The sequence below is a fragment of the Sorangium sp. So ce834 genome, from assembly GCF_051521425.1.
GTDB lineage: Bacteria > Myxococcota_A > Polyangia > Polyangiales > Polyangiaceae > Sorangium > Sorangium cellulosum_D.
Map to the genome: position 1 here is coordinate 13,402,237 of NZ_CP150351.1, position 15,511 is coordinate 13,417,747.

Here is a 15,511-nt window from a genome sequence, read left to right on the forward strand (position 1 = left end):
AGGGTGTGTCGTTTTGCGACAGGCGGCCCAGGGCGCGGGGGCGGGGGCGCGCCGTCACCTCGACGGGAGCAGCCTCGGGCGGAGCCACAGGAGGCCCAGCACGGCGGGCGCGAGGGCGGAGAGGCCGACGACCACGGCGCGCAGGAGCCGCTTCTTGCCGCGCGGCTTCCATCCGCCGCTCACGGTGGTCCCTTCGGGCAGCGGCGTGAACAGGTTGCCGTTCGTCGCGTAGGCCGTGCGGTCGTGCTTCAGGTGCAGCCGGTCGACGCTCCGCGCGAGCAGGCGCTCGGCGAGGCCCGGCGCCACCAGCGACAGCAAGGACAGCTGCCGGGCCGCGCTGCCCACGAAGACCTCGCGCCGGGGCGCCCGCGCCAGACGAACGATGGCGCGCGCCACGCGCTCTGGCGGATACACCGGGGGCATGGCCTTCGGCGTGCGCCCCGTGTAGTTGCCTGCGTGCTGGAAGAACGGCGTGTCGATCGTCGCGGGCAGGACGGTGGAGACGTGGATGTCGCGGGCTCGGAGCACCTGGAGCTCCTGCCTCAGGCTCTGGGACAGGCCGCGGATCGCGTGCTTCGAGGCGACGTAGGCGCTGACGTAAGGCTCGGACAGCCTCGACACCATCGAGCCGACATTGATGAGCACGCCGCTGCCCTGCCGCCGGAACTGGGGCAGGGCGGCGCGGGCGCCGTGGATGTAGCCGAACAGGTTGGTCTCGATGACGCGCCGGTAGGGCTCGGAGGGCGTCTGTTCGAACAGGCCGAAGAGCGTCACCGCCGCGTTGTTGACCCACACGTCGATCCGGCCGAAGGCCTCGGTGGTGCGCCGCGCGATCTCCAGGACGGCGGCCTCGTTCGTCACGTCGGCGGGCACGACGAGCGCCTTGCCCCCGGCCTGCTCGCACTCGGCGGCGAGGTCGCGCAGCGGCTGCTCCCGTCTGGCAGCGAGCGTCACCGCGGCCCCGCGCCTGGCGAACTCCAGCGCCGTTGCGCGGCCGATGCCGCTCGATGCGCCCGTGATCACGACGATCGTATTCCGGAACTTGTCGCGCATGCCTCACCCCTTCTTCTGCGCCCACCCGCGTTGCACGTATGCCCACGCCGTGTTGCGAGCGGCCGCGCGCGGGCGTGGCGTGCGCCGCGGTCACAGGTGGTCGTGGCCCCATGCAAGCGCCGGGCGCGCCGCGTCGAGCCGTGAGGGTGCTTGTGCCGCGCGAGCATCGACGCGCCCGCCTGCGCGGTCGCGTGCCGTCGAGCGCGCCCGCGAGCGCCGGCCGGCGTGAGGAGGCCAGTCTGCGTCCGAGCGCGCAGCGGTGCTCGATCGGGCGCGGCCCGATGCGCCGTTCCGGCGGCGTCTCGATCCCGGCGGCTGGATACGGCTCCAGCATGTCGAGGGTGGGACGCTACGCCGCAGGACCCTCGGGGGCCTCGTGCGCATGGACGCGTCCGCATCGCCGGCGGCTCGGCACGGGCCGCGAACGCAGACGACCTGGGGGACACATCATGCGAAGCATGTTTCTGGTAGTGGTGGCCGCGGTGCCGCTCATGGCTTGCGGGGGCAGCCACGGGCGCGGACAACAGACCTCGCCGGGGACCGGGCACACCGGCGGAGAGACCCCCGGCGGTACCGAGGGAATGGGAGCTCCCGGCACGGAGACGACGCCTGGAGGGGAGATGGGAGCTCCGGGAGGAGGCGCCCATGGCGGGGCAGGCACGCAGGGCGGCACGCATGAGTGGGGCAGCGGCACTGGGACGCCGGGCGGAACCGGCGGGACGCCGGGCGGAACCGGCGGGACGCCGGGCGGAACCGGCGGGACGCCGGGCGGCTCGGGCACCTACGGGGGCGGCTCTCTCGCGCCGCCGAGCGGCGGGACCGGCACGACGGGCGGCAGCGGGACCCACGGCGGCAGCGGGACCCACGGCGGCAGCGGGACTCACGGCGGCAGCGGCACCCAGGGAGGCGGGAAGGGTACACCGGGCAGCGGCACGCAGGGAGGCAGCGGCACCCAGGGCGGCACGCGCACGCCGGGCGGCGGATGACCTCGGTGCGCCGGCGCGCCCGCTAGCCCGCAATCCGCCACACCTGTCCCGGACCGAGACGGCGTAGCGCGCTGCGATGCCAACGTGCTTGCTCCGCATGAGGGTCGCGTCGCGATCGCGACGACCGAGATCACGTCCACGGGCGCCCTTCTCCTTCTCGACCAGCTCCACATCCTGCCATGCCGCTGCTGGGCGCTCGGTCAGGATGCTTTTGCGTCGCAGAGCATCCTGATAGCGCGCGCATCCCGCGCTACCTTCCATGTTCGACCCCGAGCTTGGCTGCCGACAACGGACGGTCCTTCGTGCGCGCGCTGGCACGCTGACACGCTGACACGCTGACACGCTGGCACCGCTGGCACGCTCGTCCGTGAACTCTCACCGTGGCACGGTAATCGGCTGAGCGCCTGCACGGAACGGTTGATGATCCAGCATCGCTGATGCCGAGCGAGGGAACGCGTGCAGGCTGGTACGTGGCTTGCTGGGTCGCGTGCGTCAGGTGTTCTCGGGTCGCGTGCGTGCGCGTAGCGCGTCGATGCGGCGAGGCGTGGTCGACCCGTGCGAGCGCGGGGCGCGATCCGAGACCGGCGCGTGCATTTCTCATGCTCGCTTGTAATGCACGCGCTCCGAGTAGAGGACGATTCGGCTGCCGGTGAAGGCGAGGAGATTTTATGGTTCGTATCCGGAAGGTGATGGGTCTCTTGGGGTTGGCCGTGCTTTGCGCGTCGCTTCCGTCGTTCGCGACCGATATCAAGGACTACGCTGGAGTCAACTGCACGGCAGCGCACAGCAACAATGCCTACAGCCTGCTGAACTACTACTTCCTGAACACCACGAGCGCCAGCGCCATCCGCACCGTCTGCCCTGTGGTTCGCGATCGCGTCTCGGCCAGCAACGGTCCCACGGCCACGATGCGGGTACACGACGCCAGCTCCACCGAGGGCATCTTGTGTAATTGGATATCCATGAGCGGGGACGGCACGAGCCTCAGCGTGATGTTCGACGACACCACGGCCGCTCAAACGGGAGACGTCACGCTGTCGTTCAGCGCGCCGACGAGCGGCACGGCCGCCCGGGACCACTACTTCTTCTCGTGTTTCCTACCCCAGAACAGCCGCATCTATTCGTATCGGGTCGTCGAGAACGACCAGACGGACTGAGGTGCGATCGTGCGCGTGGGTGCGGTGGTACTTGCAGCGGCGCTCTCGGGCGCCGCGGTCCTGGGCGGCCTGGCGCTCGTGAGAGGCGCCGAGCGCCCGAAACGGGAAGAGCTCGCCCCGAGCGTGGATTCAGGGAATGCGAGCCTCGAGCGGAAGCTCTCGCAGCTCGAGCAGGAGGTGCGAGCGCTGAAGCGGGAACGTCGCCTGGCCGCGGCTCCAGGTCGAGCCGTCGACCGACCCGAGCACGGAGGCACCTCCGAGGCGGAGGGCGCGGCGCCAGAGCCCATCTCCGCTGCGGAGGAGGCGGCGCGCATCGAGGCACACTATGAAGGGCTCGACGCTGCCTTCCGGGCGGAGACGCGGGACGACGTCTGGGCGCGCGACACGGAGTCGGCGATCCTGGCGCTCGCGCGCGAGCCTCGCTTCGAGGCGTTCTCGGTGAGGCGCGCCGACTGCGCCGCGACGCTCTGCAAGCTGGAGGTGACGGCCAGCGCCGCCGACGCGGAGGTCCCGGTGGAAGAGCTCTTCCATGCGGTTCCGCGGGACCGCATCGGCGGGGCCGCCGTGCGGCGCGTCGGCGAGCCGCTGGGCAACCGCGTCGTCGCCTACTTCGTCCGCAAGGGCCACGATCTGCCCGTGACCGAGTAGCTCGGCAACCTGGTGGCAAGCGCATGAGCCCTGGATCGCGGTCTTTCACGCTCGGCCGAGCTGCCGTGCGCAGCCTGCTCGTTGCCGCTGTGGTCGCGGCGGTGTGGGCTTATTTCTTCATGTGGAGGACGGTGAGCGTCCGCAGCCACGCGGCGGGCAAGACGCTCGTCGTATGGCTGGAGATGGATGGCTCCGCGTCCAGGCAACTGGTGCTCGATTCCGGTGCACGCGACTCCACGTTCGTCTGGGGGCGGCCGTCGCGCGACACGGCGCTCGGCGTGTTCGCGCTCCAGAGCAGCGGGTCGAACCCGATCGGCTCCTGCGGTCGTCAGGGGCGGTGGTCACCAGCGTCGGACTATATCGTCGTCGTGACAGAGCCGAAGGAAGGGGAATTCGTCGCGTGGTGCGAGCGCGCCTCCACGCTGGACGCGGTGCTCTCCGTCTGGTGAGACGCCGAGAGCCCGCGCCGTCGGGGATCCGCTGTGTCGTTTGCGGGGCAGCGAGCGACGGTTTCGTCCGGTCGAGGTCACAGGGACGAGCCATTGCAGTCGACATCACGAGCTCGGCTTCCGATAGCGACCGATCCATCATGCGCGCGCTGGCACGCTGGCACGCTGGCACGCTGGCACGCTGGCACGCGAGCTCATGAATTTTTGCCGTGATAGCGGTCACCTGCTGATCGCATGCCCGGGACGAACGACGATCGAGCGTCGCGGAGACCGAGCGGGGGAAGGGACGCCGGCCGGTATGTGGATTGCCTGGCTGAGCGCCGGATGTTTTTAGGGCGTTCGTGTGCGCCTCGCGTGTCAATGCGGCTAGGCGTGATTGACCTCGGCGACCGCGGGCGCGAGGCGAGGCCGGCGCGTGGATGTTGCATTCCTGTAACGCACGCGCTCCGGATCGCGGAGGTGCAATGAACTTTGAAACAACAGCTAGATTGCTCGCGAGACGACCTCGGCGAGCATCCCTTCGAGCGCTCGAGATCTTCGAGCCGCCGAGCAGGTGCCGGCGAAGATATCTCCTTCTTGCAAACGCCGTCTTGATGAGCGCCATCGCGCTCGGCGCCGGCTGCAGCTCGGGCTCTCCGGGAGAGGAGCTTCACGGCACCGCGAAGCTCGCCGCGGGCTCCGAGGACCCGACCTGCGTGACGATCCAGCGCGGGATGGCCGGCGCGGTGGAGGACGCCACCATCTGGGAGACCTTCCCGACCTGGAGCGATTCGACCGTGCTCCTCCGCACGGGCACCCTGGCCGAGTTCGGCGTGCGGCACGCCGTCCTGCGCTTCGATCTCTCGCCGGTGCCCGCCGGGGCGAACGTCGTCTCGGCGACGCTGCGGCTCGAGCAGATCTTCCGGGACACCACGACCTCGAGCACCATCAACATCCACCGGATCCTCTCGCCGTGGACCGAGTCGACGGTGACCTGGCAGAGCCTGGGGAACGGGAGCGACTTCGACCCGGCGATCGCGGCGTCGTTCCAGTCGCTGCCCGGCGTCGGGATCCGCTCGGCCGACCTGACCTCGCTCACCGCAGCGTGGCTCGCGGGCGCCGTCCCGAACCACGGCGTGCTCCTGGAGGAGGCGCCGGTCCTCACCACCAGCTTCCCGAGCAGCGAGGAGCCGACGGTCAGCCGGCGGCCGAGCCTGGAGGTCTGTTACACGACCGAGTCGACCTGCACCGGCACGCTCGACGACGGCGACGCGTGCACGACCGATACCTGCGACCCGGTGCTGGGCATCCTGCATACGCCCATCCCGACTGACGACAGCGATCCGAGCACGATCGACATATGCGATCCGACGACCGGCGCGGTGACGCACGTGGCCTGTCCGACGCTGGACCCGACCGTGCCCACGCGGCTCATCGACGCGGTGGGCTGCATCTATCAGGGGCCAAACGCGCCGCAGACCGGCGTGACCGCGACGATCGCCCCGGCCTCGGTCGCGGTCGTCAAGGGGAAGGTCGCGACGAGAGCAGGTATCCCGATCTCGGGCGTGAAGGTGAGCGTGCTGCACCACGGCGCGGGGAGCGCGGAGAGCTTCGGTCAGGTCCTCACGCGCGCGGACGGCGCCTTCGAGCTGGTCGTGCGGGGAGGCCAGCCGCTCACGATGAAGTACGAGAAGGCCGGCTATCTGCCGGTGCAGCGGCAGGTGGGCACCCAGTGGCTGCGCTGGTCCGAGGCGCCCGACGTGGTCCTGATCGAGAGCGATCCGGTGGTGACCCCCGTCGCGCTGGGCAGCTCCGCTGGCGCGCAGGTCGCGCGCGGGAGCGTCCAGTCGGACGAGAGCGGCACGCGCCAGGCGACGCTGCTGTTCCCCTCGGGCACGACGGGGACGATGACCGTACCGGACCCGAACGGTCCGCCGGGCGCGACGATGACCGTGGCGCTGCCGGCCGAGGTGCATGTGCGCGCGACCGAGTACACGGTCGGGCCAAACGGTCCCGAGGCGATGCCGGGGACCCTGCCGCCCACCACCGGGTACACATACGCGGTGGAGCTCGGGCTCGACGAGGCGGTCGCCGCCGGGGCGACGAAGGTCGAGTTCAACAAGCCCATTCCGTTCTACGTCGAGAACTTCCTGGACTTCCCGGTCGGAATGCACGTGCCGCTGGGCTACTACGACGCACAGAAAGGGGCGTGGGTGCCGTCGACCGACGGGCGCGTGATCGAGATCCTCTCTGTGAGCGGCGGGGTAGCGTCGGTGGACACCGACGGTGACGGCTCGGCCGACGGCGTGAGCGCGCTGGCCGCGCTGGGGATCAGCGCCGAGGAGCTCGGGCAGCTCGCCGCGCAGTACACGGCGGGGACGACCCTCTGGCGGTCCCTGATCACGCATTTCACGCCGTGGGACTGCAACTGGCCGTTCGGCCCGGCTCCCGGTGACGGGCCGCCGCCGGTCGGTCCTGGCGGCGACTCGGGCAGCGGCGGCGGCTCGGGCGGCGGCGGCGGCTCCGGGGGCGGCGGCTCCGGCAGCGGCTCCGGCAGCGGCGGCGCGGACCCGGACGACCCGAGCGTCGAGTGCGGCTCCATCATCGAATGCGAGAGCCAGACGCTCGGTGAGCGCCTGCCCGTCGTCGGGACGCCGTTCGGCCTTCATTACAAGAGCGATCGCACCGCAGGGCGCAACCGGGAGCTCTATCGCCTGGCGATCCCCCTGACCACGTCGACCGTGCCGACCCGCCTCGAGCGGATCGAGTTCAAGGTGACCGTGGCGGGCAGGACGTTCGATTTCAGCGTCGACTGCCCTTGCACGCCGAACCAGCAGTACACGTTCGAGTGGGACGGCGAGGACGCGTTCGGGCGCGTGCTCACCGGCGTTCAGCCGGTCACGGTCGACATCGACTACGTCTACGAAGGCTTCTACTTCGTGCCGGCCGCGCAGGTGACCATGTCGAGCGGCGGCGGTTCCGGCGGCGGCTCCGGCGGCGGCGGGCCCCGGTCCTTCGGGCTTCCCTCCGACGTGATGATCACGGGGAGCCGCACGCGGGAGGAGATCTCGCTCGGCCGGCGCTGGGAGAGCACGCTCGGTGCCTGGACCAACGGCTCGCCTGCCCTCGGCGGCTTCAGCTTGAGCGCTCATCACGTCTACGATCCCAACACGTCCACGCTCTACCAAGGAGACGGCCGGCGTCGCACGGGCCATAACATCGTCTCCATCGTCCAGCGCGTGGCCGGCGCTCCACCGCCACCCGCGAGCAGCGCGACCGCCGAGGGGGTTCGCGCCGACTCCGTGCCGATCTCTGAGGCAGACGGAGTCGCCGTCGGTCCGGACGGGAGTATTTACTATTCCGAGTCGGGTATCGGCAGTCGTGTCCGAAAGATCACGCCTGATGGGCTTGTGTCCACGGTTGCCGGCGTCTACGGGCAGTTCGGATACAACGGAGACAACCAGCCTGCGACGCAAGCGCGATTGTTCTTTCCCGAAGACATCGCGCTCGCGCCCGATGGCAGCCTCTATGTATTCGAATGGGGCAACAACCGCATCCGGAAGGTCTCCCCGGACGGGAGCATCAGCACCGCCGCGGGCAACGGCGCCACGGGCACCACGAGCACGCTCGTGCCTGACGGCGCGCTCGCCACTTCCGGCCCGCTCGACAATAACATTGTCTTGGACATGGCCGTGTCCAGCGACGGCAGCCTGTACCTGGCATTCTCCAAGAAGATTCGCAAGGTCGCACCGGACGGGATCATCACGACCATAGCAGGAACATGGGCTACCCCGACCTCCGGCACCTCCGGAGACGGCGGCCCTGCTGTCCAGGCTCAATTCACCGGGATCAGGGACATAGCGATCGGACCGGATGGGGACATCTACGTCATCGATACATCGGGAAACGGATCCTCGTCGACGGCCAACCGGATCCGACGGATCGATCGCAACGGAATCATCACCACGATCGCGGGTACCGACGGGAGGAGCACATCGAATGACGGCGTCGATGCGATCTCGGCCTCGATCGGCATTCCCGACGCGTTGGCGGTTGGACCGGACGGCAGCGTGTACTTCTCCGCACAATCGTACACGACGGACCCGGTCACGGGGGTCTCACGCCCGGTCAGGCTCATCCGGCGCGTCACGCCCACTGGGGTGCTCACCACGATCCTCGGCAACCGCGCTCCTGTCGTCGCGGGATGCTCCGGCTTGCCTTGCGGTTTCGGAGGTCCAGCGACCGCGGTCTGGCTCCGGGGTCCTGCCCACTTGGCGGTCGCTCCTGATGGCAGCCTGGTGTACGTCGAACGAAGCCCCAACGATAATGTCATCGGCCGCGTCGACATGGCGCTCCCGGGGATCGCGTCGGCCGACATCGCCATCGCGAGCGAAGACGGCACCGAGGTGTACATCTTCGACCCGCGGGGGAGGCACCTCGCCACCCGCGACGCGCTCCTCGGAACCGTGCGCTACCAGTTCGGCTACGATGACGCGGGGCGGCTGATCACGATCACCGATGTCGACCAGCAGGTCACGACCGTCGAGCGCGACGCGAACGGCGACGCGACGGCCATCGTGGCGCCGACCGGGCAGACCACCGCGCTCGCGTACGACGCCGAGGGCTACCTCTGGACGGTCACGAATCCAGCGAACGAGACGACGACGCTCCTGTACTACCCCGACAGCGGCCTGCTCCAGTCCCTCCAGGACCCGCGCGGCCGGCTGCACGAGTTCGAGTTCGACGCGGAGGGACGCCTCATCAGGGACGAGAATCCGGCGAGCGGCTACAAGGAGCTCACGCGGACCAAGACGGACAACGGCTACCGTGTCACGATCACGACCGCGATGGGGTTGACCCGCGGGTACGAAGTCGCGGCGTTCCCCGACGGAAACAGGCGACGCACCCGCACCGGATCGGACGGCCTCTCCACCGTGGAGCAGATCAGCACGAGCGGGACCAGGAGGATCACGTCGCCCGATGGAACCGTGGTCGAGATCGAGGTCAAGGGAGACCCGCGCTTCGGCATGCAGGCGCCCATCCTCAGCAAAGAGACGACCACGACGCCCCTCGGGAGGGTGCGGCAGGTCACCGGGGCGCGCTCCGTGACCCTGTCGGATCCCAATAACTCGTTCAGCCTCACGTCGGCGACCGATACGATCACGGTCAACGGGCGGCAGTTCACCCAGGTGTTCAACAAAGCCGCGAACACCGTGGCCACCACGCTGCCGTCAGGGCGAAGCGTGACGACCACGCTGACGCCGCAGGGCCGACCCAGCAGCATCGCGCTCCCCGGGATCTCGCCGGTCGGTTTCGCTTATTACCCGGATGGCCGGCTGCACACGATGTCCCAGGGATCGCGGACCTGGAGCTACACCTACGAGGACGGGTGGCTGGCGAGCGCGACGGATCCGTTGCTTCGCACCCAGCACTTCATCCATGATCCGGCCGGCAGGACAACCCAGATAACGAGGCCCGACGAGGAGATCCTCGGGTTGAGCTATCACCCTGGCGGGAGCGTGTATACGATCACTCCGCCGGACCGGCCTGCGCACACCTTCAACTATACCCCGGCAGATCTGCTGGACGAGTACATCGCTCCTGACGCCGGATCCATCCCCACGACGACCTCGTGGTCGTACGATCTGGATCAGCTGCTCACCGGCTCGACCCGTCCCGGCGAGCCGGCCAGCGTCTACACGCGGGAGCCTGCGACCGGCCGTCTCAGCCAGGTGACGTTGCCGCTCGGGATGGGCAACATCGGCCTCGCATATCATCCGACGACCGGCAACCTCGACAGCCTCACGGGGCCATCGGGCATCTCGCTCGGCTTCGGCTACGACGGCGTGCTGATGACCAGCCGGACGTGGTCGGGCACCGGGTTCGGGAGCGGCGCGAGCACGGTGAGCTGGACGTACGACAACGACTTCCGCGTCAACAGCGAGACCGTCATCGGCGCAACGGCGACGAGCTTCGGTTATGACGCGGATGGCTTCCTCAACTACGCCGGCGGACTCACGCTGCACCGGCATCCTCAGAACGGGCTGTACACGGGGAGCAGCGTCGGCGTCGTCAGCGACACCGTGACCCCCGACGCCGCCGGCGCCATACAAGCGTACGTGGTGCAGGCGGGTGGCTCCGCGCTCTACCAGGTGAGCTATATCAAAGATGCCGTGGGCCGCATCGACCAGATGACGGAGACGATCCAGGGACAGACCCACGCGTACGACTACGAGTACGACCTCGCCGGGCGGCTCACCGACGTGTTCCGTGACGGCGTGCTCACCGCGCACTACGACTACGATGCGAACGGCAACCGGCTGGCGCGCACATCGCCGGCGGGTACGGAGGGCGGCACCTACGACGACCAGGACCGGCTCCTGACCTACGGAACCAAGACGTACGCGATGAGCCCGGCGGGTGACCGGACGAGCATGATCGACGCGGTGGCGGGAGCGACGACGGCCTTCACCTACGACGTCGGCGGCAACCTGCGGCACGTCGAGCTGCCGGATGGCACCGACATCGACTACCTTGTCGATGGCGAGGGGCACCGCATCTGGAAGCTGCGGAACGGGATCAACGTCCAAGGATTCCTGTACCGGAGCGACCTTCAGCCGGTGGCAGAGCTCGACGGCGCGGGCGGCGTGGTGGCGCGCTTCGTCTACGGGCGAGGGCGGAACGTGCCGGATCTGATGCTCAAGGGCGGCGCGACCTACCGCATCCTCACGGACCACCTTGGCAGCCCGCGGCTCGTGGTGGACGTCGCGACGGGCGTGGTGGCGCAGCGGATGGACTTCGACGAGTTCGGACGCGTGCTCCTCGACACGAACCCGGGCTTCACGCCGTTCGGCTTCGCGGGAGGGCTCTACGATCGCGAGACGGGGCTCGTGCGCTTCGGGGTGCGCGACTACGACCCGGAGACTGGACGGTGGACGGCGAAGGACCCGCTCGGGTTCGGCGGCGGTGATGCCAACGTCTACGGCTATTGCGGTAGCGACCCCATCAACTACATCGACATGGACGGGCGCAACCCGCTCGTCGCGATTGGCATGGCGGTCCTCTTCATACTCGAGATGGGAATGGCCGCCCCGTCGGACACGGCGGACGCGCCCGCCGACATCCTCGCGATGGGCGTCGCCATCGCCGGGATGGGAGCCATCGCAGCGGAGGCGACCAGGGTCGCCGGCGTCTGCGAGCGAGCCGGCGCAGAAGCCATGGAGGATGCCGCGCGCGCGTGCTTCCCCGCAGGTACGCCGGTTCGCACGACAGAGGGGCATGTCTCGATCGATGATATTGAGGTCGGCGACGAGGTGTGGTCGTACGATGCGTCGTCGGACACCTGGGGCTGGGCGCTAGTCGAGCGTACTTTTGTGCACGAGACGGCAGGCGAGCTGGTGCTCCTGGAGGGCGGCGGTGAGCTCGTGCAGGCGACGCGGAACCATCCATTCTGCGTGCTGTCCGGCGAGCAGCTCTGGGGGCGGCGTCTGCCCGCCGAGCTTCCCGTGGAGCAGGCGACGTGCGCAGACGGAGGACGGTGGGTCGAGGTGCAGGACGTCTTGCCGGGCGACGTGCTGGTCCGCGCAGACGATGCGTCTCCACTCATCGTCTCTTCCCTCATGACAGCGGTAGGACCGCGCGTCGTATACAACTTCGAGGTCGCTGGCGCGCATACGTACACTGTCGGCACGACAGATGTCCTGGTGCATAACAAGGCAATGCCCAGGGCGTTCAAGAAGACCAAGGCGCACGTGAGCGGGAAAGAGGGCGCGAAGGATGTGCCAGGCTGGGCTAAGGGAAATCGGCCGTACCAAGACGAGAGTGGGAAGGAGTTCGCTGAGCGGTTGCTCAACGAGAAGTACGGTCCAGGAAATTATGATAAGGGGGGCGGGAGCGAGTTTAGTAAAATCAAGAAATGGGGCGATCGCTCATTCGAATAAGCATGTCGCCCTCGGGGGCCACGGAGCCCGGGCCTCTCTTGGAACCTGAGGCGTCCGCCGCACGACTTCGCTGGACGACCCCTATTCTCCGGGGCCGTTCATGTGAGCACCGAGGCTTCCTCTCAGCTCGGACTCGCAACTGAAATGGCGACCTGCACGGTTATCCGTACTATGACCGTGCAGGCTTGCCTGCTGATCCACAGAGCGCTCGCCGGTGATGACCGTGATCGTCGAGATCAAGAGGCTTCACCCCTCCCGGGCCCCAGAGGATCCGAATCCGGATCATCAATCGATGTGCTCGATATAACGTCGCGCCGTCAGAAGGCCCTGTCGAAGCAGGGACCGAAGCTTGAGAAGATCGTCCGCGCTGATTGCGTCTTCTATATCAATATGGCTGTCTCCGGGCAACGTCCCGGAGGCGTGAAAGAGGGCATCGTAAAGAGCGAGGCTCTCCTCGTCGATCTTCCGGAACACCTCGTCGCCCACGCTGTTTGTGATGTCGATGAACAGGTTCCAGGCGATTAGCGCGTCGTTCGCGTCGATCTTGGCGCCGCTGTGCACGAAGGACTCGACCTCGTCCAGGTCGTGACACTTGGGCTTCTCTTCCTTCCAGGGTAGACCTCTGGCGCTGGCGAACGAGCGAGCGCGTTCTTGAGACGACCATGCTGGGATTTTGCCTCCTTCGTTCATCCATACACCATCGGTGTCGTCGGAGTACCAGAGGAGGTATCTGTCCGTTCCTTCAAGGCGAAACCAGAGCACGTAATACTCTCGAGAGTTGTCATTCATGGATTGCCTCGCCTCGCCTGCGGGAGCTTCCCGCGTCTTATGCCTGGATTAGCCCAGCCGCTGGCGGACGCCAAGCGTTATAAACGCTTTTTCGTCAGCTGCTCGCCGTCGCCTGACCGATGCTACCAACCGGTCGCACTGTGGTGATGGAATGCAGCGGAGGATAGACGCTGCGGAGCTGGCACGGTCGCGCCGTGCCGGACGTCCGCGCGTGCTCCGGCTTCCGAACACATTCAAGCTCCGGGGCAGGCCATTGGACAGGGCACGCGGCGGCGAGCCTCCGAGGCGCTCCTGTAGCCATCGCCACCACGATAGCCGTCTGATGCGAAGTGGTGTTTGGCGCGTAATGACGAAGTCTCACGTCCGGGTTCCGTGACGCTCCACCGGTGACGGCCGGCGCCCGTTGCCTCGCGGCGCTGGCCTCCTCTTCACCCCCTCGGCGTGGGGCTTCGCGCTCGCTTGCCGCTCAAGCGAACGCGTTGCGCCGCGCGATGGTCGCGTCGCGGTCCGCGCCGACCGACACCACGTCGACCGGCACGCCGGTCTCCTTCTCGACCGAGCATCCACGCGACGTTCGGCGACACCACGGCCGCTCAAACGGGCGACGTCACGCTGTCGTTCAGCGCGCTCACGAGCGGCACGGCCGCCCGGGATCACTACTTCTTCACCTGTCTCATCCCCCAGAACACCCGCATCTATTCGTACCGCGTCGTCGAGAACGACCAGCGCGCATCGAGGCACACTTTCAAGGGCTGGACGCAGCCTTCCGGGCGGAGGCACGGGACGAAGCCTGGGCGCGCGAGACGGAGTCGGCGATCCTGACGCTCGCGCGCGAGCCTCGATTCGAGGCGTTCTCGGTGAAGCGCGCGGATTGCGCCGCGACCCTCTGCAAGCTCGAGGTGACGGCCACCGCCGCCGACGCGGAGGTCCCGGTGCAGGAGCTCTTCCATGCGGTTCCGCGGGACCGGATCGGCGGGGCCGCCGTTCGGCGCATCGGCGAGCCGCTGGGCAATCGCGTCGTCGCCTACTTCGTCCGCAAGGGCCACGATCTGCCCGTGACCGAGTAGACCGAGTAGCTCGGTGGAAACAGCGCCCCGTCCACGCGCGTCAGAGCGCGCGCGGGCGGAGCGCGTCGCGCCCGGCCCGATGAGCCGGGCGAGCCGGGCGCCCGCCCCGACAGCGGCGCCCTCAGCCCTGCCCTGTCACGCGAACGCGTTGCGCCGCACGATGGTCGCGTCGCGGTCCGCGCCGACCGACACCACGTCGACCGGCACCCCCGTCTCCCTCTCGACCAGCTCCACGTACTGCCGCGCCGCCGCCGGCAGCTCGGTCATCGAGCGGGCGGCGTCGATCGGCTCGCTCCACTCGGCCACCGGCTCGAGCACCGGCTTCGCCGTCGCGATCTCGTCGATCGGGAACTCCCGCGTCCGCCCCGACGGCGTGTCGTAGGCGACGCACACCTTGAGCTCCGGCATGCCCGTCAGCACGTCGAGCTTCGTCAGCGCGATCCCGTCGAGGCCGTTCACGCGCGCCGCGTAGCGCAGCGCCGGCAGGTCGAGCCAGCCGGTCCGCCGCGGGCGCCCGGTCACCGAGCCGTACTCCCCGCCGACCGACCGCAGCCGCTCGCCGAGCTGACCGCCGAGCTCGGTCGGGAACGGACCCTCGCCCACGCGCGTGCAGTACGCCTTCGCCAGGCCGAGCACCCGGCGGATGCGCGTCGGGCCGACCCCGGCGCCCACGCACGCGCCCCCCGCGATCGCCGACGACGACGTGACGAACGGGAACGTGCCGTGGTCGATGTCGAGCAGCGTCCCCTGCGCGCCCTCGAGGAGCACGCGCTCGCCGCGGCGGAGCGCCCCGTCGATGAGCTGCGACGTGTCCGCGAGCAGCGGCGTGATCCGCTTCGCCAGCGGGGTGAGCTCCTCGATGATCGCGTCGAGCGACGGCGGCTCGCCGCCGAGCGCGCGCAACGTCGGCGTCCACGCCTCGAGCGACCGCGAGACCAGCTGCGCCAGCCGCTTCATGTCGCGCAGGTCGCCGAGCCGCGCCCCGCGCCGGGACGCCTTGTCCTCGTAGCACGGGCCGATGCCGCGCTTCGTCGTCCCGAGCCGCGTCCCGTCCGCCGCCGCCGCCTCGCGGAGCGAGTCGACCAGCGGGTGGTACGGCAGGATCAGGTGCGCGCGATCCGACACGAACAGCCGCCCCTGCGTCGAGCAGCCCCGCGCCTCGACCGCGTCGATCTCGGAGACGAGCACCCCCGGGTCGACCACCATGCCCTGCGCCATCACGCACCGGGCGTTCGCGCGGAGGATGCCGCTCGGGATGAGCCGTACGATCAGCTTCTCCCCGCCCACCACCAGCGTGTGTCCGGCGTTGGGCCCGCCGGCGTAGCGCACCACGAGGTCGGCGCTCTCCGTATAAAGGTCGACGACTTTACCCTTGCCCTCGTCGCCCCACTGCGCGCCGACGATCACGATCGCGGTCATTCCGAAGCTCCTCCCGAATCACCT

9 protein-coding genes are annotated in these 15,511 nt (G+C 68.9%); 6 read left to right on the forward strand and 3 right to left on the reverse strand.

Translation table 11 applies throughout. The features are described 5' to 3' along the window. Positions 1-54 precede the first annotated feature (54 nt). Positions 55-1,053, reverse strand: coding sequence for an SDR family oxidoreductase (locus tag WMF20_RS49070; protein ID WP_437608919.1), 999 nt, complete (start codon positions 1,051-1,053; stop codon positions 55-57). Positions 1,054-1,511: 458 nt separating this feature from the next. Between WMF20_RS49070 and WMF20_RS49075 the strand changes: the two genes are divergently transcribed. From WMF20_RS49075 to WMF20_RS49095, 5 genes are all read left to right on the forward strand, one after another. Continuing rightward, positions 1,512-2,039, forward strand: coding sequence for a hypothetical protein (locus WMF20_RS49075; protein ID WP_437608921.1), 528 nt, complete (start codon positions 1,512-1,514; stop codon positions 2,037-2,039). Positions 2,040-2,707: 668 nt separating this feature from the next. Continuing rightward, complete coding sequence (locus WMF20_RS49080) at positions 2,708-3,196, forward strand: hypothetical protein (RefSeq protein ID WP_437608923.1); 489 nt, start codon at positions 2,708-2,710, stop codon at positions 3,194-3,196. 9 nt (positions 3,197-3,205) lie between these two features. Beyond that, positions 3,206-3,844, forward strand: coding sequence for a hypothetical protein (locus WMF20_RS49085; protein WP_437608925.1), 639 nt, complete (start codon positions 3,206-3,208; stop codon positions 3,842-3,844). 65 nt (positions 3,845-3,909) lie between these two features. Then, entirely contained in the window at positions 3,910-4,293 is a 384-nt protein-coding gene (locus WMF20_RS49090) for a hypothetical protein (protein ID WP_437608927.1), read from the forward strand. 593 nt (positions 4,294-4,886) lie between these two features. Then, on the forward strand, positions 4,887-12,212 hold the full coding sequence (locus WMF20_RS49095) for a DNRLRE domain-containing protein (protein WP_437608929.1): 7,326 nt from the start codon (positions 4,887-4,889) through the stop codon (positions 12,210-12,212). A 285-nt stretch (positions 12,213-12,497) separates the two neighbouring features. Here WMF20_RS49095 and WMF20_RS49100 read toward each other — a convergent pair whose 3' ends face one another. Then, on the reverse strand, positions 12,498-13,001 hold the full coding sequence (locus tag WMF20_RS49100) for a hypothetical protein (protein WP_437608931.1): 504 nt from the start codon (positions 12,999-13,001) through the stop codon (positions 12,498-12,500). Positions 13,002-13,858: 857 nt separating this feature from the next. Here WMF20_RS49100 and WMF20_RS49105 point away from each other — a divergent pair. Then, on the forward strand, positions 13,859-14,068 hold the full coding sequence (locus WMF20_RS49105; RefSeq protein WP_437608933.1) for a hypothetical protein: 210 nt from the start codon (positions 13,859-13,861) through the stop codon (positions 14,066-14,068). 135 nt (positions 14,069-14,203) lie between these two features. Here the strand turns inward: WMF20_RS49105 and WMF20_RS49110 are convergent, their stop codons facing one another. Then, the gene (locus WMF20_RS49110; RefSeq protein WP_129580726.1) at positions 14,204-15,487 is read right to left on the reverse strand and encodes an adenylosuccinate synthase; all 1,284 of its coding nucleotides are present in this window, start codon (positions 15,485-15,487) and stop codon (positions 14,204-14,206) included. Positions 15,488-15,511 lie beyond the last annotated feature (24 nt).

Bases quoted from the DNA above. Each gene is read 5' to 3' on its own strand.
- WMF20_RS49070 (WP_437608919.1), bottom strand. From the start codon at position 1,053: ATGCGCGACAAGTTCCGGAATACGATCGTCGTGATCACGGGCGCATCG.
- WMF20_RS49110 (WP_129580726.1), bottom strand. From the start codon at position 15,487: ATGACCGCGATCGTGATCGTCGGCGCGCAGTGGGGCGACGAGGGCAAG.
- WMF20_RS49100 (WP_437608931.1), bottom strand. From the start codon at position 13,001: ATGAATGACAACTCTCGAGAGTATTACGTGCTCTGGTTTCGCCTTGAA.
- WMF20_RS49080 (WP_437608923.1), top strand. From the start codon at position 2,708: ATGGTTCGTATCCGGAAGGTGATGGGTCTCTTGGGGTTGGCCGTGCTT.
- WMF20_RS49095 (WP_437608929.1), top strand. From the start codon at position 4,887: ATGAGCGCCATCGCGCTCGGCGCCGGCTGCAGCTCGGGCTCTCCGGGA.
- WMF20_RS49075 (WP_437608921.1), top strand. From the start codon at position 1,512: ATGTTTCTGGTAGTGGTGGCCGCGGTGCCGCTCATGGCTTGCGGGGGC.